Genomic DNA, 23,763 nt, shown 5'->3' with positions numbered 1-23,763 from the left:
CATGTCCGTAAATGTTCGATATTTATAATTCTGGATATTAATTAGTGTTTTGATTATTGGCAGACGAAGTAATCACTCAAAAAATATAAAATACATCCCTTAATCGACAACATTAGCTTGGCGGAAGTTAAATTAATCGATACACTTAGTAAAATTTAGTTTAAGAAACCATACTCTCAATATATAGTTACAGATTTCCCCTTACTTCGCGAGAAACTTGTGAGATGATTAGGCTATCTTAGGAATATGGGCGCATTATTATTTGGGTAGAAGTGTGTAACATCACTAAAAGCTTTAATAAAAGATGGGGATAAATAGGAATAGATGACTGGATGATTAAAAGCATAGATGAATATAGTCATCCGACAAGAAGGAGTTGTTATGCATAACTATAGTCTTAGGGAATTTTTATTGTTTCCACCTGTTTATTTGAACGTAAAGAAACTTAGGTCCGAACTTCAAGGAAAGACTGTTCTTATCACTGGTGCGAGCTTTGGGATAGGAGAGAAGTTAGCTTATTTACTGGCAGATATGAATATTCATTTGATTTTAGTCGCTAGAACAGAGGAAAAGCTTTTAACAATGAAAAGGGAGATAGAAGAGAAAGCGGCCAAAGTAAGTGTTTATTCTGCCGACCTTAGAAAACCTGAAGAGATTAAGGAATTGTTAACCTTTATTCATCAGTTGCCTGATGGTTTGGATTTGTTGGTAAGTAATGCGGGTATATCAATAAGGCGATCAATTAGCCATTCATTAGACCGTTATCATGATTTTACTCGAACGATGGCTATTAATTATTTTGCGCCAGTTCAATTGTTATTGTCGCTCATTCCACTTCTAGAAAAAAATAAAGGTCAGGTTATTAACATATCAACAATAAACGTCTTGTTAATCCCTTTCCCTTATTGGGCTGCTTATCAGGCATCAAAAACGGCTTTTGATACCTGGTTTCGGTCTGTAGAACCTGAATTGAATGCTATGGATATATCAACAACAACTATCTATCTTCCATTAGTGAAAACACGCATGATCATGCCAACAACTGCTTATCAAAAACTTCCTGCTATGAATCCATATCATGTTGGAAAAATCATTTGTAAGTCAATGTATACAAAAAGACAGAAGTATAGGCCATGGTGGTTTATTTTTGGACAGTTTGCTTCACTTATGTTCAGAGGAATCTGGGAATTATCGACTTCGGTTATAAATAAGAAAGAGGAGATTTGATAGAGATAATGGTTAAACTCATCAATGTTTTATTCAAAATGAGATTACTTTCACCATTAGGACTTTATAGCCTAATTTCTGCTGTTTTCAAATATGGAATGAATTTAATGGCTCTATTAAGTTTTGCAGAAAGGATATATGCTAGTAAAACTGTATTAGTGGATGAGGATGAAACATTAAGTTACGAACAATTATGGTCACAGTCGGAAAGAGTTTCCCTTGTTTTGAAAGAAAGCTATCAACTTCGAAGTGGTCAAAAGGTAGGGTTTTTATGTAAAAACCATGTTTCTTTAGTTAAATCAATTTTTGCAGTTTCTCAATTAGGAGCAGATATCTATTTGCTCAATACTGAAATGAGCCTGAGTCAGTTTAATAACTTTGTCGTTCAACATGATTTTGACTTTCTTGTCTATGATTTTGAATTAAGTTCTAAAATTGAACAGTCATCTTATAGTAAAGATAGGATTCTGAGTTACCATAATCGTTTAACGGCAATCAATACCTTGCTAAATACAACTGGGAAGACAAAACTAAAATCCCGACGGTCCTCATCGAGTAAAATTATGATACTAACAGGTGGTACAACAGGAAATCCTAAAGCAGCAGCTCATAAACCATCCCTGCTCAATTATATAAATCCATTTCTGACCATGTTAACTAGACTCAAACTTATAAATTATAATACGGTTTTTATTGCTACGCCGATTTATCACGGTTATGGGGTAGCGATGCTATTGTTATTTATCGCATTGGGTAAAAAAGTGGTTATTAATAATGGATTTGAAGTAAAAAAAGCGTGTACTCTAATTCGTGAGCATAACGTTGAAGTAGTAACTGTCGTACCATTAATGGTCTATAAAATGCTAAAGCACAATGCAGAAGATTTAAAATCCCTATCCTGTATTGTTTCAGGCGGGGCTGAACTCAATCCGAAACTAGTAATAGATATTTATAATACTCTGGGAGAAGTAGTGTATAATCTATATGGCACTTCAGAAGCCGGTCTGAATACCATTGCAACTCCACAGGATTTACTCTATTCAACGAAAACGGTGGGCAAAAAAATAGAGGGTGTCCACTTAAAGATTTTGGATGAAAATAAGAATGAAGTGAACTTTGGCAACGTAGGTCAATTGTGCATTAAAAATAAATGGTCAATGAGAAACAGTAAAAGTTCTTGGATTGAAACAGGGGATTTGGGTTATCGAGACTGTAAAGGGTATTACTTTTTATGTGGACGGGTGGACGATATGGTTGTTTCAGCTGGTGAAAACGTTTATCCGGTTGAAATTGAGCAGGCATTAATAAATCACCCTCAAGTAGAAGATGCAGCAGTTATTGGGATTAATGATGAAGGCTTTGGGCAACGGTTGAAGGCCTATGTACTTCCAAAAAAAAATGCTGATCTCACAGAAAAGGAACTTTTAGAATGGCTCACCTATAGAATTGCGAAATTCCAGATGCCTAAAGAAATAGCCTTCGTTAATCATTTACCTTATACATCTTTGGGTAAACTTGATAAGAAGCAACTTAAAATGAAATAACCAAATAAGCCCTATCGAAGGGCCTATAAAATAAATCTGTCCGAAACCTGAAATGGGCAAAAAGAAAAAGGCTCTAAGCCTTGGTGAGTTTGGCAGGGGATGAGAGAGTCGAACTCCCACTGACGGTTTTGGAGACCGCTGTTCTACCATTAAACTAATCCCCTATATTTTTTGCAACGAAGTGAATTATATCGGAAAAAGGTGAATGTGTCAATATGCTTTGCGAAAATTCTTTGGATATTGAATTTAATTTTGAAATAAGCAGGCAGGATTTTTGAAGAAAAACAAGAATAGGCATACTATAATAAAGTATATCTATGATCACTTTGTGGATTTATGGTAAGGGTTATAATAATCCATAAAGCAAATGCTAATGAGGGAGGGGTGTTTTTGAGGTCCGATTTACACATTCATACTCATGAATCTGATGGATTACTTTCCGTAGAAGAGGTCATTAACCTTGCGTATGCTAATAAAATCCAAACCTTAGCCATTACGGACCATGAAAGTACACAAGCTATTAACAAGGCTGAAAGTCTTGCTAAAGAATTAGATATTAAAATTATCCCTGGAGTAGAATTGCTAACGAGCTATCAAGGTCATGAAGTGCATCTGCTGGGGTATTTCAATGACGTGAATCATCCGGTTCTGCAAGAACGTTTAAAGGAACTTCGAGCACAGCGTACTGATTTAGCCCATGACATGGTTGAATGCTTAAAAAACAGTGGAATTTCTCTAAAGTGGCAAGATGTTGAGAAAGAAGTCGGAGCAAATGGAGCTGTTACTAAAGGGCATATTATGAGGGCCATTTATCATCAGGAAGATGGCAACACTCAGAAAAATTGGCGAGAAATAGCCGCTCATTTCCGGCCGGGGGGAGTTGCCTATTTACCATATTTAAACCACGCCTTTGAGGATGCAGTGAATCTAATATTTTCTTGCGGCGGACTGCCAGTGGTGGCTCATCCAGGACTGCTTTGGGATCCACAGATAGTGTTCGCTCTGTTAGCCTACCGGCCTATAGGACTTGAAGTATACTATGGGTATTGGGAAAGACAATCAGCGTTAATAAAATACTATACTGAGGTTGCGGAAAACTTTGCTATCATTGCAACAGGCGGCAGTGATTATCATGGACCTTCAGGGTATGTAAAATTGGGTCAAATGGATATTCCCTATGACAGCGTTCTTAAGCTAAGGTCTTACTTAACAATTTAATCTGTACGTAATTAATGTTCGACTCGACAGAAAGGAGCAAGTTGTTGGTTAGGAGGGTTTGGATCGCCTTTATTGCCTTAGTTGTTACACTAATAGTTGGGACAGCCGGCCTCATGGTAACAGAACATCTTAGTTTAGCTAGAGCTATATATCTTACGGTTCAGACAGTTACGACGGTTGGATTTGGAGATATCGAACCACAAACCGACGCCGGGCATATCTTTCTGATTTTCATGATGCTGAGCGGAGTCGGGGTCATGTTATATTTTGCTGGACTATTAATGGCCTTTCTGATTGAAGGTCAGTTAGCTGGTGTATATTGGAGAAGGAAAATGAATAAAAAAATTCAACAAGTGCAAGATCATGTTATTGTCTGCGGTGCAGGACGTGTGGGCAGACAAGTCGTTTACCGCCTTCGTAAAGAGGGGGCTCAATGTGTTGTAATAGAACAAAAAGAAGATCTGGCTAACGAATTAATTGAAGAAGGTTTTTTGGTTATTAACAGTGATGCAACTCATGATGAAACCTTAATTATGGCTTCCATAGAAAAGGCTAAGGGACTTATCTCAGCTCTCCCAGAAGATGCTTTGAATGTTTTTGTTACATTAACAGCGAAAGGACTGAATCCCAATATTCAGGTAGTTGCCAGAATGGATCACCCGGAGTCTGAGAAAAAGTTACTGCGAGCAGGTGCTGATAAAGTGATTTCTCCGGCAACACTAAGTGGTTGGAGAATGGCGATGTCAATCTTGAAGCCTATTAGTGTGGAATATCTTGAAACTGTGATCCATGATCATAATATTGAAATGGAAATGGTAGAACTAAAAATCAATGAAGGTTCCTGTTTAGTTGGAGAGACATTATTAACTAGCGGTATTAAGCAACAGACAGGGGCAATGGTACTTGCCATTTTACGTGGCAATCAGGTAATCAGCAATCCTAGCGCCGGAGACGGAATATTGCAGGGGGATCTTTTGATCGTCTTAGGGTTAAGAGATCAATTGCATCGGTTAGAAAAACTCGCTGCAAACCTTTCAAATTGTAAAACCTGAAAATCATCATAGTTTTCGGTTAAAAGGAGAAGTCTTGGGATAAAATACCCTCTATGTGAGAGTAGTAACACTTTTCATGGTGGAGGGAAGATATATGCATAATTCACGTTCTGAAAAAGATGTCTTGAAGGATATTAAGAAACTAATTCAAACTCATTTCGGAGAAAGCGCTCAAGGAATTCACGTTGAGGTCAGAGGGGATAAGGTTACACTGTGGGGAACAGTGGACAGCCTCGTAGAAAAAGACTTTTTTGCAAGCCGAATCGGACGAATTGCCGGGGTTCGAGAACTGGATAATTCTCTGACTGTAGCTAATGACGGAAACATCTTGGATAAAGACATCGAGAGGGACATAATCGAACGGTTTCAAGGATCTCGTTATGAGGATATCGCTCACTTAGGTTGTCGAGTAAGCCGGGGGATAGTCACTTTGCTGGGGCATATGGAAACTCAAAGTGAGGAGAGATTTGCTAAACGCCTGGCCTCCCAAATACGGGGAGTTAAAGAAATTCGGAGTGAAATTCAGTTTTTACAAAAGGCAGTTGACGATGCGACTTTAGTTAATCGTGTTGAAACTGCTATGGTTGCTTCTCCTTGGGTAGATGCTCATGAGATTAAGACTGCATCTCGAAATGGTCTGATTACCCTCACTGGACTTGTTGACTCTCCTGAGGAAATAGAATGGGCTGTTGATACAGCCTATAAAGTGCCTGGAGTAAAAGCCGTGGTCAGCGAAATATTTGCTCGTCATCAATCTCAAGGGGAGGATTTGTGGTTAACCGAACAGTTAGTCTCTAAGCTTGGCCAACACCGCTTGAATTCTGGACAAATTCGCGCTTTTGTTAAAGATGGAATTGCTTTTCTAACCGGAGAAGTGTACTCAGAAGAAGATCGGGAATGGGCTGGAAAGATGATTCAATATATTCCTGAAATTCACGAGGTCAATAATTCTATAAAAGTCGCGGCACACTCCGCAAAATAAGCTTTAGCTCTAACTTTTCAAGATAGGCATTATTGATCTTAGAAGCCTTCATTTGTACTAGCAAAGTATGATGAAGGCTCTGTTTTTTTGTGGCTGATAATCCAACTGTCGCTGAATAAGTTTTTAAAGATTAGTCGATAATGCTACACATTTTAAATATGAACATAAAATGGAAATTAGAGAATTGAAAAGACATTATATTTTTCGATAGAAAGTCATGCTATAATGAGGACTGTATTGTTTAAGGGTAATATTGATGCTTTAGAAAACTTGGCTAGAGTCAAGCCAGACTAAAAAAGATAGAGAAGGTGAGCTGTTGGATCCGATAACACATGGCTTAATTGGAATTGCACTCAGTAACTTGTCGGGTCACCCGATGCAATTGACTGATCCTGTTTTTTTAGGTTGCACATTAGGTGCAATGCTCCCTGATTTAGATATTATAGCTCACGCAAAAGGTCGCTTGAATTATTTGTTAAAACATAGGGGAGCAAGTCATTCGTTGATTGCTTTGACCACTTCGGCACTAGGACTTAGCACTGGGCTTTATTTGTTTTTCCCAACCACCTCATGGTCAACGGTGTTCTTTTGGACTTTGATAGGAACAATGTCTCACGGAATAATGGACTTATTAAATTCTTTTGGTGCAGAGCTCTTATGGCCTTTTTCACGAAAAAAAATTACTGTGGATATGGTTATGCTTACAGACCCTGTGGTACTAGGTTCTATGCTATTGTCTGTAATTATTTCCCTGATTACACCTGAGTTCGCAAGAAACTCCTCGCTTATTGCTTTAGCGTTTAGTGCGATATATTTAGGATTTCGTCACTTAGGGAGAATTGAGATAAGAGATCGTTTGAGTAGTATTTATCATTTGAAGGAAAAAGATCAAGTTAAGGTTATTCCTGCGATGTACCATCCTTTTACCTGGAATTTTATACTTTTCCAAGAGGAACATGTGAGTTTTGGGGTTATCCGAAATCAAATACCATCGATCTGTCGTGTGTTGCCTAAATTGACCGAGGATAATCTATCAGTTGCCAATGCCTTAGAAGGAAATGTAGCTGTAATATTTAGCCAATTTACTCCTCATTATCATGTAATTGCTCATTATTTAGATAATGAAGAGTGCAGGGTTGAATTTTTGGATTTAAGATATTGGGTCAAAGGAGATTTTCTCTATACTGGTAATGTATATTTAGATTTAAATGGGGAAATATCTCATGAAATCTTCCACCCATTACCTAAGCATAAAGGGGTGCTGTTAAGTTATTAGTTCGAAAATCAAAAAAACCTTTTGACATTCGCCTAGCGCATCTACCATAATAAATACAGTGGAGGAGGTGGAAGATATGTCGAAAAGGAAAAAAAACAGTTCTTTTTGGCTCAAATTTAGTGCACTTTTATTATTAATTATATCGATCTTAGGCTTGCTGGGCGCTTTCGGTTTATCCATCGGAAAACATGTTGATGCTTTCTTTACTTTGACTATGGGAGGTCTAGCCTGGGCTGGGCCCTTCTTATGTTTTATAATAGGGATTATACTCTGGCTTTATGCATCAACTATTACGGCTGAATCGTCTATAAGTTCAGAAAGGTCACCTAAGGATGACTCTAAGATACCAAATAATCAGAAACGCCAGGAGAGAAGAAGTAAAGATAAATCGCAAGACTCTAATGTCTTTCCTCTTCCTGCAGGGAAAATTGTAAGCTTAAAAGGGTTTAATCAATATTTCAATTCAGCAGAATGGGTAGAAATGAAGGATAAAGATGCCCAAATGTGTGAGGAAATGCAGGAGATAGGAAGAGATTTTCCATCATATTTCGGAACAGGAGAATCCGGTTTTCCAACGAAACGCCGCAACATGACCGTTTTAAAAGGGCTTAATAACTATTTCACAGAAGTAGATCAAGAAGTAAGATTAGAGGTTAGCAGCTCAGATCATAAATATTTTGAGCCAGCAAAGTTATCGAAAATACCTACAGAGAAACCAGCAAGCTATTCTACTGTGTTTAAGTCGAAAACAGAACAAGAAGAATTCTTATCCCAATTCAAGGAGGATGAAAATCCTCTCAACGAGAAACTTGATTTTGTTGAAAATCGGAGTGAGGACAGCAGAATTAGCAGTGAAGCAGGGGGTGTTGTGGAAACATCCCAAGCCATTGATGTTCCAATACCTAAAAATGAGACAGTAGTAGAGACAACAACAGATTCAGATTCAGATTCAGATTCGGAAAGGCCGGAAACTGGCTATGGAGATCTAACTGAGCAAACTGTCAAAGGAGTTGCATGGAATACATCAGCACTTACAGAGGCCATGATGGAGACGGCCTGTACTGTTGAGAGGGTGCCAATGTCAGAGCTTGCAGTTGCTCCTGTGGCCGAAGAGCCTGCCTTAACATTTGAATTTGTGGAGCAAGTGGAGCAAATAGCACAAGCGGCACAAATAGCACAAGTAGAGCAAGTTGACCAAGTTGACCAAGTTGAGCAAGCGCCGCAAGTCCTCGATCATAAAGCTGAAGTTGTTAAGCACTGGGAGTTTCCCAATTTCAATTTATTGGAACCGTTGCAACACAGAACAATCATTCAAGATACGGAAACATCGAGGCAACTTGAAAAAGTACTTCTCGATTTTGGAGTAAAAGCCAAATTAATTCGTGTGACAAGGGGACCTGTCATTACCCGTTATGAGTTAGCGCCTGCACCTGGAGTAAAAATTAGTAAAATCGTCAATTTATCGGATGATATTGCGCTTGCGCTTGCTGCGCGGGATGTCCGCATTGAAGCTCCGATCCCTGGAAAAGCGGCGATAGGTATTGAAGTCCCAAATAAACAGGCGCTTTCTGTACCGTTTAGAGAAGTGTTAGAAACTGCTAGCTTTGGACAATACTCTTCCAAGCTCAAAGTTGCTCTAGGAAAAGATATTGCGGATCAACCGATTATCGCTGATTTAATAAAAATGCCTCATCTGCTGGTAGCGGGTGCTACTGGTTCAGGGAAAAGTGTTTGCATTACGACGATTATTAATTCTCTGCTTTTCAATGCAACGCCGGATGAAGTAAAGCTCCTGCTTGTAGACCCCAAGATGGTCGAACTGAGTCAATACAATGGTATTCCGCACTTATTAGCTCCTGTTGTGATCGATCCCAAAAAGGCGGCAAGTGCTTTAAAATGGATTGTTAAAGAAATGGAAAATAGATACGAACTCTTCGCGGCTTCAGGGGTGCGAGATATTGAACGGTATAATCGCTTAAAAGCAGCAGAGACTTCAAGAAATACACCGGCCTTACCCTTTGTGGTAGTGATTATTGATGAGCTCGCTGATTTGATGATGGTTGCGGCGGGGGAAGTAGAAGAAGCAATTTGTCGTCTGGCTCAAATGGCTCGGGCGGCTGGGATTCATTTAGTGATTGCGACGCAACGTCCATCGGTTGATGTAATAACCGGAGTCATCAAAGCCAATATACCTAGTCGAATATCCTTTGCAGTTTCATCTCAAATTGACTCCCGTACTATTCTTGATGCCACTGGGGCGGAGAAACTGCTTGGCAGAGGAGACATGCTTTATTCTCCCTTGGGAGTAAATAAGGCGCTTCGAGTACAGGGGTGTTTGGTAACGGATGAAGAAGTACAGCGAGTAATTATGCATTGGAAGGAAATGGGCAAGCCGGAGTATCTTGACCCAGAAAGACTTTTTGCAGAAACTACTGTTAAGAGTGAAGAGGGGAATGGACCCGATGATGCTTTGTTCCTCGATGCCGGGCACCTATTCATTAGGACAGGCATGGCTAGTGTATCCTTTCTTCAACGCAGGTTGAAATTAGGCTATACCAGGGCAGCCAGATTAATGGATATGCTGGAAGAACAAGGGGTTGTAGGAGCTTATGAAGGAAGTAAACCGAGGCAAGTACTCTTAACTCTGGAAGAATTTGACGAACGATTTGGATGATAAATATAAAGAAACACCCTTGTCATGTGAAAAGGGTGTTTCTTTATGTATGAATGAAGTAAGGGGAAATGGGAATAATGCATAAATGATGTATTAAAATTAAGACGGAGACGGAGAATGAAGTTTTTCACACAATCTTTAAGAAAGAATAAGCCTTATAAAGATATTGTTCTTAACGGCGAAGATTTACTCAGTCATGCTGAAGATATTGCTCGATCAAATGTTAATCAGGGGACTAGTCAGCTAAAACGATCATTGATGCCCAGAGTAAAACAGAATATGAAATTTTTAGAACAGGCTTACCATGAAATTGCTGATTATTCATCGAGAACACAAGACAGTGTACCTGCAACTGAATGGTTATTGGATAACTTTTATAGTTTAAAAGACTTGAGAGTAGAAATTCAAAACAGCCTTCCTCAAAAGTTCGAACGTCAATTACCGCAAAATTCTACGGGCGATTTCGAAGGATACCCGCGAATTTATGGACTGTTGATTGAACTTATTGAACACACGGACAGTCAATTGCAAAGTGAAACGCTGAAAGCCTTTATTAACGCTTATCAGGTTCAAGTGCCCTTATCTAGCGGAGAACTATGGGCAATTCCCATTATGTTGCGTATTATCCTCTTGGAAAATATTCGCAGGTTAACGGAACAAATACTTTATACTCAAGCAGAAAGAGAAGCAGCCGATCATTGGGTTATGCCCTTACTGGAATCAGAACACGGGTCGGAAGAATGGGAAAAACTATTAAAAACGTTAAGTCCTCAAGAAGAATATTCCTCTTCTTATGCAGAACAGATCCTAAAGCGAATTCGGGAGGTTGGTGCGGATGTAGGCCCGCTGTTACAATGGGTAGATCGTGCTGTAGCCAAACAAGATACCACAATTGAAGAACTGGCAAAACTGGAACGCCAACGTCAGACCATGTATCAAGTGTCAATGGGTCACGCAATTTTGAGCATTCATTTCGTTAATGCTGAAGACTGGCCACATTTTTTTGAAGAAGTCAGTTTAGTGGAAGGTATATTTGGAAAGGACCCAAGTAGAGTTTATGGCCAAATGGACTTTCAGTCGCGTGATTTCTATCGCCATTGTGTAGAAAAGATTTCAAGAAACTTTAAAGTGTCCGAGTTAGTTGTAGCTCGAAAAGTGTTAGTGAAGGCAGAAGGGGCATATGAACAAGGGGATGCTGTCTCGTCGCATGTCGGGTTTTATCTGATTGGAGCAGGGCGAGAAGAACTCGAACAAGAATTAGAAAAAGATTTTGGAAAATCAAGGGGCTTCTGGAGTAAGGTTCGGCGCAAAATACGCAAGCAACCTAACTTATTTTATTTCGGAAGTTTGTTGATTGGAGCAGGAACTCTATTGACCTTGGCCTTAGTATACGCGCTCGTAAAGACACCCATTTCCCTTGGCTATATTCCCTTAGTTATAGCGTTGTTAATTTGGGCGAGCAGTATTGTCATCCCCTTAGTGAACTGGATGGCTTCTGAACTATTTCGTCCATCATTCCTGCCAAAATTTGAATTGAGGGAAGGAATACCTCAAAAATTACGGACTATGGTTGCAATTCCTACACTTTTGACAAATGTTGACAGGGTTATTGAACTTGTCAGCGAAATTGAAGTTTATTATCTTGCCAATCGAGATGAGAACTTGTATTTCGCTCTTCTGGGTGATTTTGCAGATGCAGCGACAGAAAGTGTTCCAGAGGATAAAGAAATTGTTTCGGCGGCAGTGAGTGCCATCGAGAAATTAAACAGAAAATATGGCAACAATCGATTCTATTTCTTTCAAAGAAGAAGACTCTTCAATAAATCTGAAGGCGTATGGATGGGGTGGGAGCGCAAACGTGGGAAACTTGTCGAGTTCAATCGACTTCTGCGTCAAGAAGGAACGACAAGTTATGATATTCAAATTGGAGAACTTTCCATACTGTCAACCATTCGTTATGTAATCACACTTGATGCAGATACCCAGCTGCCGCGGGGAATTGCTAAGAGACTCATTGGAACAATCGCTCATCCTTTGCATTCACCTCAACTTAGCGCAGATGGAAAAAGGGTGGTTCAAGGCTACGGGATACTTCAACCGCGAGTGGGCGTATCAATTCTTAAAGCTGGTGCTTCTAATTTTGCAAGAATTTTCTCGGGAAGAGTTGGAGTTGATCCCTATACTACGGCAGTATCGGATGTTTATCAGGACTTGTTTAGTGAAGGTATTTTTACTGGAAAAGGAATTTATGATGTAGATGTTTTCCATAAAGTAACGGATCAATCATTTCCAGAAAACACGATCCTGAGTCATGATTTGATTGAGGGATTGTATGCACGGGCTGGGTTAGTTTCTGATGTGGAACTTGTTGATGGTTATCCTGCTAACTACCTCGCTTATACCTGTCGGCAACACCGCTGGGTTAGGGGGGATTGGCAACTCTTACCCTGGTTGTTTGCGCCCATCCCATTTTTAGCACGTTGGAAAATATTCGATAACTTGAGAAGGAGTTTAGAAGCACCTGCCCTGTTGTTACTTCTTATGCTTGGATTTATGGTTCTTTCTGGAGAACCAATAGTTTGGGTTGGAATAGTCTCTCTAAGTTTATTCTCGCCCATTGTATTATATCTGCTAAATCAACTTTTCAATGACCGTGCTGAGAAGGGAAACTTAAGTCATGACTTAATGACCTTAGCTAAGCAGTTTGTTCTTCAGTTCGTGTTTCTTCCTTATCAAGCTTTAGTTATGCTGGATGCAATCGTCAGAAGTCTGTATCGCCAGTTTGTTTCTCATCGACTTCTGTTAGAATGGGAAGCTGCTTCAGATGCAGAGAAACGCATAGGTGCCAGCTTGCAAACCATGTCGCGCTCGATGTGGCCTGTAATTCTCTTTGTTTTGTTGGCAGTTTTGGGCATTGCCTACGCTTTCCCAACAAAGTTAGGAAGATTTGTCCCATTGGCAATTGCCTGGGTCATTTCAATTTGGGTTGCTCATTATGTAAGCGAACCTATTCAGCATAAAAAAATCTCACTTTCAGCTTCAGAAGAGATCGTTTTGCGTCGCTTTAGCAGAAAGATATGGGCTTTTTTTGAAGAATATCTTGGCGGGGATGATCATTGGTTGCCTCCGGATAATGTGCAAATTGATCCACCAAATGGCGTAGCACATCGAACTTCACCCACCAATATTGGGTTAGGGCTTTTAACAAATTTGGTGGCAAGGGATTTCGGATATATACCCTCAACAAAGGTATTGGAAAATATTCAGCATATGGTTAATACTATTGGAAAGCTGGAACACTGGAGAGGGCATCTTTATAATTGGTACGATACTCAGACCCTTATGCCCTTAGAACCTCGCTATATCTCGACAGTTGACAGTGGAAACTTTGTGATGTATCTTTTGACTTTAAAATCAGGGTTAGCCGAGATTATTGAAGAAAAACCTTTGCTTGATTTGCAATTTGTAAGAGGGCTTAAGGATACTTATAACCTTTTGCTTGAAGAAGTTGACGAAGATACCTATCAAGAATTGAATTCTTTTAAAGTAACACTGGATCAACTTCTTGGTTCAGATGAGCCTTTGAATCTTAAGAACTGGATGAATCTATTATCACTATGGCCAGCGCAGATTTTAGAACGTGAATTAGGCAAAGAGGGATTATACTGGGCACATCGTTTAGATACCATGATTCAATCATTTTGTTTAGAACTTGGCGAATTGTGTCCTTGGATTGGAAATGAGCAAGTTATAAATAATCTCAGCCTGAAGGGACTTGCTGATTTCTATGCGAACGGACTTGGAAATGGCAGTTTTCCTCCGGAACTTAGTGAGAACATCGAACGGGCACACAAGAAGATTCTAGGTTATATTCATAAATCGGAGGAATTACAGCAACACCTTGAGGGGATGGCTTTAGCTACAGATTTTTATCCCTTGTTTGACGAATCACGTCAGCTCTTCTCAATCGGTTATCGTGTTTCAGACAGCAAACTTGATAACTCTTATTATGACTTATTAGCTTCTGAAGCCCGCCAAGCAAGCTTCTTTGCAATTGCCAAAGGGGATGTGCCTCCAAGCCATTGGTTTAAACTTGGACGTTCACTGACAATGACGAAAGGCAAAAGAAGCTTAGTCTCTTGGAGTGGAACAATGTTTGAATTTCTGATGCCACTCTTAGTGATGAGGAATTATGAGGGAACTCTTCTCAATGAAACTTATCACTCGGTTGTTGATGTCCAAAGAAAATACGGGTTGGATCACAATGCACCTTGGGGTATTTCTGAGTCAGGATTCCATGCTTTTGATCCTCAACTAAATTACCAGTATAAGGCGTTCGGTGTACCTGGATTGGGTCTGAAACGCGGGCTGATTCAAGACCTAGTGATAGCGCCGTATGCAAGTTTTTTGGCGCTGATGGTTTCTCCTCGTGAAGCATTGTTGAATATCTCCGCGATGGAACAAAAGGGTTTTGGAGGACGTTTTGGGTTATATGAAGCAGTTGACTTTACTCGTGAACGTGTCCCGGTAGGACGTTCCTATAAACTTGTCCAGAGTTTTATGGCCCATCATCAAGGAATGAGTTTATTAGCGATCGATAATGTCTTATTTAAAAACGTCATGCAACAGCGTTTACACAATGAAGCATTGATTCAGTCTGCAGAACTTCTGCTTCAAGAGCGGTTGCCGGACGTAACGTCAATTATTCCTCAGCCCGAAGATGAACATCAAGTTATCAGGCAAAAAACCAAAACTCTTGATCTCGAGAAAAACCAGTTCATTCTTTTAAACACTGTAAATAGCCCTATTCCAATTGCCCATTGTATTTCCAACGGACAATACTCTGTCATGATGACAAATTCGGGCTCAGGCTTTAGTCGTTATAAGAATATTTGCGTCTCGCGCTGGAGAGAGGACGTCACGCAAGATACGTGGGGCATGTATTTCTATATTCAAAACCTGAACTCTGGTGACGTATGGTCAGCTACTTACCAACCCTGTAAGAATTCTGGCGAGGAATACAAGGTGACCTATGCACCGGATCAAGTTGAGTACTGTCGGAAGGATGGCAACATAACTACCCATACCGAAGTTGTTGTATCCCCTGAGGACCAAGCGGAGATGCGCCGCATTTCTTTGACAAATCATAGTAAGCATGATCGAATCGTCGAAGTCACAAGCTACTTTGAAGTGGTTTTGGCTAGGCAAAGTGAGGATCTTGCGCATCCTGCGTTTGGTAACCTCTTCATTCAAACTGAATTTGATCATGAGGCACTTTTAGCATCTCGTAGACCACGGAGTGAGAATCAAGCTAGACTATGGCTCATGCATACAGTTGCAACAGAAGGGGAAAAAGTAGGGTCCCTTCAATACGAAACAGATCGTGCGCGTTTTATTGGCCGAGGCAGAAGTCTTGCCAAGCCTCAAGCCTTAGACGCTAACCATCCTTTGTCGAATACAGTTGGTGCGGTGCTAGATCCTATCATGAGCCTGCGCCAGCGGGTTAGAATAACTCCAGGGCAAACTGTGCGGGTCTCATTTTCTGTCGGATACGCGGAGAGCCGTGAGGAGGCAGTCCGTATTGCAGAGAAATATCGTGATCCTCTCTCAGTTAATAGAGCGTTTGAGTTAGCATGGACACATAGTAAAATGGAACTTCGTCATTTAAACCTGACATCAGCACAGGCTAATGAGGCCTTAAGTCTTGGCGGACATTTACTTTATCTCAGTCCTTGTCGCAGAGATGCGGAGGAATGCATTAAACAGAATTGCAAAGGGCAGTCTGCTCTTTGGCCTTATGCGATTTCGGGAGATCTTCCGATTGTCCTTGTTCGAGTTGCTAATGCTGAGCACTTAGATTTGGTGCGCAGACTTCTGACAATTCATGAATATTGGAGACTCAAAGGACTGCTGGCTGACCTTGTAATACTCAACGAAGATGAGAGCGGTTATGTACAGGCTTTCCAGGATAGCCTGCGTGATTTTATCTCAATGGGACATGCCCGAGATCTTTTGAATCAACCTAGTGGTGTCTTTCTTCTCCAAAAAGGGCTTGTTCAGCCAGATGTACTTAATCTTCTCTGCACAGTAGCCCGTATTACCTTTATTGGAGAGGGGGGATCTTGTTCTGTTCAAGTTCGCAAAAAGGCAAAGCTTAGTACGAGGGAATCTGAGCTTATTGCGGAGAAGTCTCAAGAACAATCTCTTCAAAATGACCAAAACATAATTAACATGCTGCAGGATGTAACAGAAGGATCAGATTGTCGGTTGCATTTTGCTAACGGATACGGCGGATTTAGCGAAGATGGGAAAGAGTATATAATTGAATTACAGGAAGGTATGAATACCCCCTTGCCATGGATCAACGTCATTGCTAATTCCAAATTCGGTTTCCAAATATCTGAAGTGGGTGCTGGATATACATGGTCTCAAAATAGCAGGGAATATAAGTTAACTCCTTGGTCAAATGATCCAATTCTTGACCCGGTGGGTGAAGCACTATTCTTGCGAGATGAAGAAACGGGCGAGTCTTGGTCTGTTACTGCTAATCCCAGACGTGAAAAAGGTGTCTATAAAATTCGGCATGGACAAGGATACTCAATTTTTGAGCATTACAGTCGAGGATTGAAGCAAACTCTGCGTCTTTTTGTTCCCATTGATAAGCCTGTTAAGATCGTGGAACTGACGATGTCGAACCTTACAGAGCGTGCTTTAAGTTTAAGTGCAACTTATTATGTTGAATGGGTCATGGGGGTTGTACGAGAGCATACTGCGCCTTATCTGGTGACTGAGTATGACAGAGAAAGCAACACTTTCTATGTTCAAAACACCTATCAAGAAGAGTATGCGGGAAGGATTGGGTTTTTAACTGCCTTTGGAGCTACCGTTACAAGTTTCACAGGAGATCGTTCTGAATTTATTGGACGTAACAAAAGTTTGGAAGATCCTATCGGATTACAGCTGGATTCCTTTTCGGAATCTGTTGGAGCGGGACTTGATCCATGTTCTGCAATGCGACTGGAAATTCCAATGATGCCAGGTGAAAGCAAAACGATTACCTTTTTATTCGGAGAATCAGCTAATCGCCAAGAGGCAGAACAGATCATTTCTGATTATGAACAACCTGAAAAGATTGAGGGTTCGTTTGAAGAAGTCAAGCAGCATTGGGATGAGTTATTAGGGAACATTCAGATACAGACCCCAGATTTGTCCATGAATTTGCTTTTAAACCGTTGGTTACTTTATCAAACAGTAGTGTGCCGATTATGGGCGCGTTCTGCGTTTTATCAGTCAGGAGGGGCTTACGGCTTTAGAGATCAACTTCAGGATGTAATGGCCCTTGTTTATACGGAGCCAACAGTCACTCGTAATCAAATCCTTATCCATTGCAGGCATCAGTTTATCGAAGGGGATGTACAGCATTGGTGGCACGCTGAAAAAGGAAAAGGGATTCGAACCAAATTCTCAGACGATTTATTATGGTTGCCCTTCGTTACCTTCCATTATATTGAGCGCACAGGGGACATCGGTGTTTTGGATGAAATGACTGAGTACTTGGAGGATGAACCACTAAGAGAGGGTGAAGATGAACGATACTCAATTCCAAGAATTTCTAATCAACAGGGAACGGTTTATGAGCATTGTTTGCGTGCAATCGAACGGGGCTTAAGTTTTGGAGAACACGGCTTGCCGCTTATCGGCTCTGGGGATTGGAATGACGGCTTCAGCAGAATTGGACATAAAGGTAAAGGTGAAAGTGTATGGCTGGGCTGGTTCTTATATATGACCTTGGTCCGTTTTGCAGGCTTATGTGATGCTCGTGAAGATTCTGAACGGGGAGTTCATTATCGAGATATTGCCGAAGAACTTCTGAAAAATATTGAACTGCATGGTTGGGATGGAGGTTGGTACCGCCGTGCTTATTTCGATGATGGTACACCGCTGGGATCTTCTCAAAATAAGGAATGTCAAATTGACGCACTTGCCCAATCCTGGTCAGTTCTGTCTGGGGCCGCCAGACCAACTCGAGTTCAGGATGCTATGTTGGCTTTAGAACACTATTTGTGGCGCAAAGAAGATGGAATTCTCCTCCTGTTGACCCCGCCCTTTGACAAGTTGCTACCTGATCCCGGATATATTAAAGGATATGTTCCTGGCGTCCGAGAAAACGGAGGACAGTATACCCACGGAGCGGCTTGGGCTATTTTAGCCTATACGACTTTAGGGGAAGGGGACAAGGCGACCGAGCTTTTTCAGATGCTAAGTCCTATACATCATGCTCGTACTGAACATGAAGTGAATCGCTATAAAGTGGAACCCTATGTTATGGCTGCTGATGTCTATGGCACTCATTCACATGTAGGACGCGGTGGCTGGACATGGTATACTGGAGCTGCAGGGTGGATGTATCAAGCAGGATTAGAGGGGATTTTAGGATTTAAACGGCAAGGAGATACAATAGTCTTAAAGCCCTGTATTCCTAGCCGTTGGTCGGGCTTTAGCTTAACTTATCAGTATCAAACAACAAAATATGAGATTTTTGTTGAGAATCCTAACGCCAGGATGTCTGGGTACACGAAGATCATTTTAGATGAAGCAGAGTTACTCGAACCTGTAATTGTCTTAAAAGATGACGGTAAAACCCATACAGTCCGTTTAATTCTCTAAGTAAACAGGCCTGCGGTGCGGATTCTGTGTAAATTCAACCTTGGCGAATATCGAGAGGAGGATAACTGAGATGGATTTTTACCGTGCCTTATCCGAACACTATGATGAAATATTCCCGCTGAAGGAACCGCAGAAAATTTTCCTACATGATTATTTGAAACAAGAAAATCTAGGCTCGGTACTGGATATCGGATGTGGTACAGGGACGTCTGCCTTAGAAATAAGTCAAACCGGCGTGCGAGTGCTCGGTGTAGATTTAAGCGATGAGATGATTGAGATTGCTAAAAGGAAGGCACAAGAGAGGAAAAGCAGCTCTTCATTCGCCAGCGCAGATATGCGAGACCTGCAGTTAATTCAGGAAGAATTTGAGGGAATCTTATGTTTAGGAAATACGCTGGCACACGTATCTGGGGAAAATGAGTTGAATCAGGTTTTAGGTCAGTTCTGGGAAAAGGGAACCCACCTTTTATTGCAAACAGTTAACTATGACCGAATTTTGACCAATCAAATCATAGAGTTGCCAATTATTAAGACCTCTCAGCTTGCCTTTTATCGCTACTACACCCATAGACCGGATGGGAAACTCGATTTTTCCATGAAGATCGAGTTTCCGGACACGAAACAAGTTATATCTGGAGTTAACGTTTTGTTCCCCATAACTAGTTCTATTTTAAAAAAGGCCTTGAAGGAGACCGGTTGGGAAATAACCGGGTTGTGGGGTAACTATGAAAAAGCCCCTTGGACGGAGGATTCTCCGGCTACGATTGCAACAGCCAAACGTATACCAAGATAAGAATTATAGAAAAGGAAGCCGAAGGTAGGGCTTCCTTTTCTATCTCGTAATTCACTATTCAATTGTTTCTTAAAAACAAAAAAATTCAAGTTCGAACCGCAAATATCGAACATCTAACATCGAACTGCGATCAAGCTATACCATTAAGCCGATCATAGATGATCTCGCGAGCTCCGACTGTCAAAATTACAATCAGATTTTCTTCAGCAAAGACGGTATAAATGACTCTGTGTTCCTTTGCTCCACTGCGGAAAGAGACACGATAAGTCTCATAATACGGCCCTCTGAGTCGCTTAAAAGCAAACGGATCTTGTTCTAAGCTTTCGAACACTGCTGGAATTTCTCTAAGCTCTTCTTTACGGAGAACAACCAGGTCATGGACACCGCGGGTAGTGATCATCACATGATACAGTCCTTTGCGGCCCTTTTGAATACCCAGTGATGTTAAAGCTTGAGCTTCCCACCACTTAATCGATTGACCATTTTTATGTGCCCTGTGCGCTTCTTCTGATAAACGGTCGAGTACGGTGCTTAGTTTTAATTTGCGTTCCAAGAGTTTGTTTTTAAGACAGTCTCCACTGCATCCCTTTGCAAGCAAATCACTTACAATTAAGTCTTCAAAGAAATCTGAAAGCGGCCGGACTGAGCGCTCGGCAGTTCGGACAAAAACTTTACCTTCTGAATCGACACACAAATCTAAAGTATCCTCTGCTACCAGTCCAAAGAGTTCTTGTAGTTCTGCAGGTAATACGATTTCTCCTTTTGCGCCAACCTTTACCCGATAAGTTTCCATAGATACTCCTCCTTCTAGATTATTTTTTGTTTATAAAGGGTTAAGGCCGGAAGTGATTGACTCCTAAGATATAACTTCAACAATATTTTGAATATTCCTTCTAACTATATAGTATTCCTTAGATATTATTTTGAGTTCTAAGATTTAGTAATATCCCTTTGTATTTTTTTGCCTACCATATTTAACATTTTGATAGAAAACGATTATAATTGTACCTTAATAGGTAATCTTACTTATGATCATATAACGCATCAGTCAGAAAGAACAATTGACACCTTGCCATTCTTGACTCGGTGTTACTAACCTCGAACATCCTGTTCGAGTCATGGTCTGGCTACCGCCTACAGTTTAGTGCTGGAAAGTAAAAGACAAGAGAACTTATTCACTTTTGGGGGGAACAGCTTTGGCTAAAAAAAATTATTACGTTGTTAAAAGCGGGCATAAACTTGGGATTTTTAATAACTGGCCCGAATGTCAAGCGTCAGTAAAGGGCTATAAGGGAGCTCTCTATAAAGGCTTTGAAACGAAAGCAGAAGCACTTGAGTGGCAAAATGATGAAGGAGCCTCTAAGGATCTTAGAGACAGCAGCAATGCAGGCATGCTAACATCATCTATTGGTAACGTTGACTTTGAAGTATATACCGATGGAAGTTATTTAAATGGCAAGTATTCTTATGGCTATGCCTTTGTCAAGGATGGTGAAGTCGTTCTCGAAAGTTTCGGGATAGGGGAAGACCTTGAAGCAGCTAGTATGAGAAATGTTGCGGGCGAAATTGCCGCAGTACTTCATGCTGTAGAAAAAGCCAAGTCGCTGAACTCACGTATCCGTATCTATCATGACTATTCTGGTATTTCTCTTTGGGTGACCGGAGACTGGCAAGCAAAAAATAAGTTTACTCAAGCTTATGTTGAATTTATGCGCGCGCACCATGGATTGTATGAGTTTAAAAAGGTTGCCGGTCATAGCGGAGATCAGTTTAACGATTACGTTGACCGGCTGGCCAAAAAAGCTTTGGGGATAAAAACGAAATAACTAAATAAAGAGTTGCATATCTGATTCAAGAGCATCGCTTAAATACTCTTTGGCTGTTATAATTTCAACTTCCGGGAGTAATTCATCTTCCTTAAAGCCCATAACATCAACAGATAGCTTACATCCGTAAAATTTGACTCCTTTTTTCCGAGCACCGTTGAGAAAGTCTGTCAGAGAAGGAGCTTTATCATCTTCCATCATTTCTAGAAGCATTTGTTTTCCTAGACCTGCCATGTTCATGCGCGAAAGATGCAATTCTTCAGGCCCTTTAGGCGTGACCATTCCAAACATTTTTTCGTAAAGAGTTTTGTCATCTGAGCTTCCCTTTTCCGGATCACGAACGAGACAAAGCCCCCAAAACGCGAAGAACATAGTCACATCTACATCAAGCTCTCGGGCGGAATTGGCTAGTATAAGCGCTGCTAAAGCCTTATCATAATCGCCGCTAAACATTAATAGGTTCATTTTCTTGTTCAATTTGTGCACCCCTTTATGATCGTCATATAAATCCTATTATTAGTAGAAATAGGTATTTATATTAGTTGATTAAATGTAAGATGTTGGGTGCTTACTGATTCTTTCTAACAATTGCATCAGAATATCTATTTCACTAAAATCGTTGTACAATCCAAAACTTAGACGTACTACGCCTGGTCGGGAAATGTCTCTGCGTTTTCTGTATAAATCCATTTGCCTTGGGGAGATAGATAACAGTCTTTGAATATAGGGCTGGGTGCAAAAACAACCGGTTCTAACCGCAATTCCCGCCTGATTGGATAAAATTGCAGCTGCTTGTTCATGGGCAATACCGTTAACATTAAAAGGGATTACGCCGATTCGAGGTTCACCCGGGGCCGTATGGGAATAAACTGTTATACCCGGAATCGATCTTAGTTTTGAGTTAGCATAGTTTGTAAGCTGGTTTTCATATTGGTCGATGTTTTTCATCCCTAGTGTGGTCAGTGTCTTAATCGCTGCTGTCAGAGCGACCACACCCATTAGATTGGGGGTGCCTGCTTCTTCGTTATGCGGGGGAGGTTCCCATACTACCCAATCGTGAGTGACAGTTTCGGCTGTACCTCCTCCTACGTACTCAGAGATTCCTTTTTTGAAGGTTTCTTGTGGACCGATAAGTACTCCGGTTCCAAAAGGTGCGTACATCTTATGCCCTGAAAAGGTCAGATAGTCAATGCTTTGAAGCGGATTTTTTGGGTTCATGTTGACAGAGTTATGAGGAACCAATTGTGCTCCGTCAACATGTATTTTTGCTTGGTAGCGATGAGTCAACTCAGCTATTTTATGTATTGGATTTACATACCCTGTGACATTGGATGCTCCAGTGACTGTTACAAGTTTAACATTCCCTTTGTGCTTGATTAATCTGCTCTCTAGATCCTCGAGACTCAATTTTCCAGAGGAATCTGTCTGAACATAATCAACTTGAAACTTGTTTCTCCAAGGAAGATCGTTAGAATGGTGTTCCATCCAGGTTGACAAGATAACACTTCTTTTGTTTCCATCCCATAAACGATAAGATAATTTATTAATTGCCTCAGTGGTATTTTTGACAAAAATAACTGTATCTCGAGAGGGATCGGCATTAACGAATTTTAGAACAATTGATCGTGCTTCTTCAAAGACTTTAGAAGAAAACTGTGATTTATAACCTGTGCCTCTATGAATGGATGAATACATGGAAGCAAAGTGATTTATTTCCTCCATAACTGAAACAAAAGGCGGGGTAGAAGCTGCGTTATCAAAATTGATGGCTGTTGTGTACTGACCACTCTTCAGTGGGATTTTTGTATCCGTTCCTATAACTAGATTTCTATAATTAGATCGGGATAATTTAAAGCTTAAATTCATATGATCACCTCTATCTGGAAATATTCAGTTTTTATACTCTGCTAGCATGATATTTATTGATTGACAAAAAGGTGACAGAAGTTTTTGAAACGCACATGATATTCACACTGCTGAAACATACTAAACATAGGTACTGAAGTGAATAAAGATTCGTGGAGGTAAGTATGAAAAAGTCAGGTGAAATACAAAAACATACTAAAGGGTATACCAGTGCTAAGTATGATTCTAGAAGTGCGGAATTTAAGCAAGAACAGAAAAAAGCTAAAGAAGCCGCAGAGAATCAGTCTTGAGAACGGAACGTCAAGGTTTCTGAAAAAGTGATAACTAAAAAAGTGGCTGTAACAGAGTTTGTTACAGCCACTTTATAATGCTTGAAAGTCTTATAAGGGGTTCTTGGGATTATTTGTTGTATTGGTTGGAACCTTTTTCTTATCGTTATCTGAGTTTGGACGTTTGTCATCAAGATTGGCGGCATGAGTTCTCGATTTATCCGTTTTCTTATTGCCCACCTGTTTTCGTCTCCTTTCTTAAAAGAAAATGTATTTGAATTTATCCAAGCATAAGTCTCTCCCTTCAAGAGGGAGGTGGATGTTCAACTTTCATTGAACGAGTTAAACTAACTTAGGTTTCCCGAATTT

The 23,763-nt window shown here is 40.5% G+C and carries 15 protein-coding genes and 1 tRNA gene; 11 read left to right on the top strand and 5 right to left on the bottom strand.

Features of this window, described 5'->3' with window-relative positions; all coding sequences use genetic code 11:
- Positions 1-348: 348 nt before the first annotated feature.
- Together M8E35_RS03145 and M8E35_RS03140 are read left to right on the top strand one after the other, a co-directional pair.
- On the top strand, positions 349-1,227 hold the full coding sequence (locus tag M8E35_RS03145; RefSeq protein ID WP_252467297.1) for an SDR family NAD(P)-dependent oxidoreductase: 879 nt from the start codon (positions 349-351) through the stop codon (positions 1,225-1,227).
- 8 nt (positions 1,228-1,235) lie between these two features.
- Entirely contained in the window at positions 1,236-2,771 is a 1,536-nt protein-coding gene (locus M8E35_RS03140; protein ID WP_252467296.1) for an AMP-binding protein, read from the top strand.
- A gap of 90 nt (positions 2,772-2,861) precedes the next feature.
- Here the strand turns inward: M8E35_RS03140 and M8E35_RS03135 are convergent.
- Positions 2,862-2,935: transfer RNA gene (locus tag M8E35_RS03135), tRNA-Trp, on the bottom strand.
- A gap of 226 nt (positions 2,936-3,161) precedes the next feature.
- Between M8E35_RS03135 and M8E35_RS03130 the strand changes: the two genes are divergently transcribed.
- From M8E35_RS03130 to M8E35_RS03100, 7 genes are all read left to right on the top strand, one after another.
- Positions 3,162-3,989, top strand: a complete 828-nt coding sequence (locus tag M8E35_RS03130) for a PHP domain-containing protein (protein ID WP_252467295.1) — start codon at positions 3,162-3,164, stop codon at positions 3,987-3,989.
- A 44-nt stretch (positions 3,990-4,033) separates the two neighbouring features.
- Positions 4,034-5,041, top strand: coding sequence for a potassium channel family protein (locus M8E35_RS03125; RefSeq protein ID WP_252467294.1), 1,008 nt, complete (start codon positions 4,034-4,036; stop codon positions 5,039-5,041).
- Between the two features lie 94 nt (positions 5,042-5,135).
- Entirely contained in the window at positions 5,136-6,023 is an 888-nt protein-coding gene (locus tag M8E35_RS03120; RefSeq protein WP_252467292.1) for a BON domain-containing protein, read from the top strand.
- 313 nt (positions 6,024-6,336) lie between these two features.
- Positions 6,337-7,299, top strand: coding sequence for a metal-dependent hydrolase (locus M8E35_RS03115; protein ID WP_252467478.1), 963 nt, complete (start codon positions 6,337-6,339; stop codon positions 7,297-7,299).
- Between the two features lie 76 nt (positions 7,300-7,375).
- Entirely contained in the window at positions 7,376-9,973 is a 2,598-nt protein-coding gene (locus M8E35_RS03110; RefSeq protein WP_252467290.1) for a DNA translocase FtsK, read from the top strand.
- Positions 9,974-10,090: 117 nt separating this feature from the next.
- Positions 10,091-18,640 carry a glycoside hydrolase family 94 protein gene (locus M8E35_RS03105; protein WP_252467289.1) on the top strand — a complete coding sequence of 2,850 codons (8,550 nt, stop codon included), beginning with the start codon at positions 10,091-10,093 and terminating at the stop codon, positions 18,638-18,640.
- Positions 18,641-18,710: 70 nt separating this feature from the next.
- Positions 18,711-19,433, top strand: a complete 723-nt coding sequence (locus M8E35_RS03100) for a class I SAM-dependent methyltransferase (RefSeq protein WP_252467288.1) — start codon at positions 18,711-18,713, stop codon at positions 19,431-19,433.
- Positions 19,434-19,563: 130 nt separating this feature from the next.
- Here M8E35_RS03100 and M8E35_RS03095 read toward each other — a convergent pair whose 3' ends face one another.
- Positions 19,564-20,226: an AbrB family transcriptional regulator gene (locus tag M8E35_RS03095; RefSeq protein WP_252467287.1), complete on the bottom strand. Its 663-nt coding sequence runs from the start codon at positions 20,224-20,226 to the stop codon at positions 19,564-19,566.
- Positions 20,227-20,629: 403 nt separating this feature from the next.
- Between M8E35_RS03095 and M8E35_RS03090 the strand changes: the two genes are divergently transcribed.
- Positions 20,630-21,259, top strand: a complete 630-nt coding sequence (locus tag M8E35_RS03090; protein WP_252467286.1) for a ribonuclease H1 domain-containing protein — start codon at positions 20,630-20,632, stop codon at positions 21,257-21,259.
- Here M8E35_RS03090 and M8E35_RS03085 read toward each other — a convergent pair whose 3' ends face one another.
- Positions 21,260-21,736, bottom strand: a complete 477-nt coding sequence (locus M8E35_RS03085) for a DsrE/DsrF/DrsH-like family protein (RefSeq protein WP_252467285.1) — start codon at positions 21,734-21,736, stop codon at positions 21,260-21,262. It abuts the gene before it with no gap.
- 69 nt (positions 21,737-21,805) lie between these two features.
- Positions 21,806-23,125 (bottom strand): aminotransferase class V-fold PLP-dependent enzyme, encoded by a 1,320-nt coding sequence (locus tag M8E35_RS03080; RefSeq protein WP_252467284.1) that lies wholly within the window; start codon positions 23,123-23,125, stop codon positions 21,806-21,808.
- Between the two features lie 164 nt (positions 23,126-23,289).
- Here M8E35_RS03080 and M8E35_RS26405 point away from each other — a divergent pair, with 164 nt between their 5' ends.
- Entirely contained in the window at positions 23,290-23,415 is a 126-nt protein-coding gene (locus M8E35_RS26405; protein ID WP_282433987.1) for a hypothetical protein, read from the top strand.
- A 90-nt stretch (positions 23,416-23,505) separates the two neighbouring features.
- Here the strand turns inward: M8E35_RS26405 and M8E35_RS26400 are convergent, their stop codons facing one another.
- Complete coding sequence (locus M8E35_RS26400; protein WP_282433986.1) at positions 23,506-23,634, bottom strand: hypothetical protein; 129 nt, start codon at positions 23,632-23,634, stop codon at positions 23,506-23,508.
- Positions 23,635-23,763: the final 129 nt, after the last annotated feature.

Source organism: Desulfosporosinus nitroreducens (genome assembly GCF_023897015.1).
GTDB lineage: Bacteria > Bacillota > Desulfitobacteriia > Desulfitobacteriales > Desulfitobacteriaceae > Desulfosporosinus > Desulfosporosinus nitroreducens.
Note: the sequence above shows the minus strand (reverse complement) of the source record. Positions and strands in the feature narration are given on the sequence as shown.

Coding starts and splice junctions, on each gene's coding strand:
- M8E35_RS03145 (WP_252467297.1), top strand. CDS start 349: ATGAATATAGTCATCCGACAAGAAGGAGTTGTTATGCATAACTATAGT.
- M8E35_RS03140 (WP_252467296.1), top strand. CDS start 1,236: ATGGTTAAACTCATCAATGTTTTATTCAAAATGAGATTACTTTCACCA.
- M8E35_RS03120 (WP_252467292.1), top strand. CDS start 5,136: ATGCATAATTCACGTTCTGAAAAAGATGTCTTGAAGGATATTAAGAAA.
- M8E35_RS03110 (WP_252467290.1), top strand. CDS start 7,376: ATGTCGAAAAGGAAAAAAAACAGTTCTTTTTGGCTCAAATTTAGTGCA.
- M8E35_RS03105 (WP_252467289.1), top strand. CDS start 10,091: ATGAAGTTTTTCACACAATCTTTAAGAAAGAATAAGCCTTATAAAGAT.
- M8E35_RS03100 (WP_252467288.1), top strand. CDS start 18,711: ATGGATTTTTACCGTGCCTTATCCGAACACTATGATGAAATATTCCCG.
- M8E35_RS03095 (WP_252467287.1), bottom strand. CDS start 20,226: ATGGAAACTTATCGGGTAAAGGTTGGCGCAAAAGGAGAAATCGTATTA.
- M8E35_RS03080 (WP_252467284.1), bottom strand. CDS start 23,125: ATGAATTTAAGCTTTAAATTATCCCGATCTAATTATAGAAATCTAGTT.
- M8E35_RS26405 (WP_282433987.1), top strand. CDS start 23,290: ATGAAAAAGTCAGGTGAAATACAAAAACATACTAAAGGGTATACCAGT.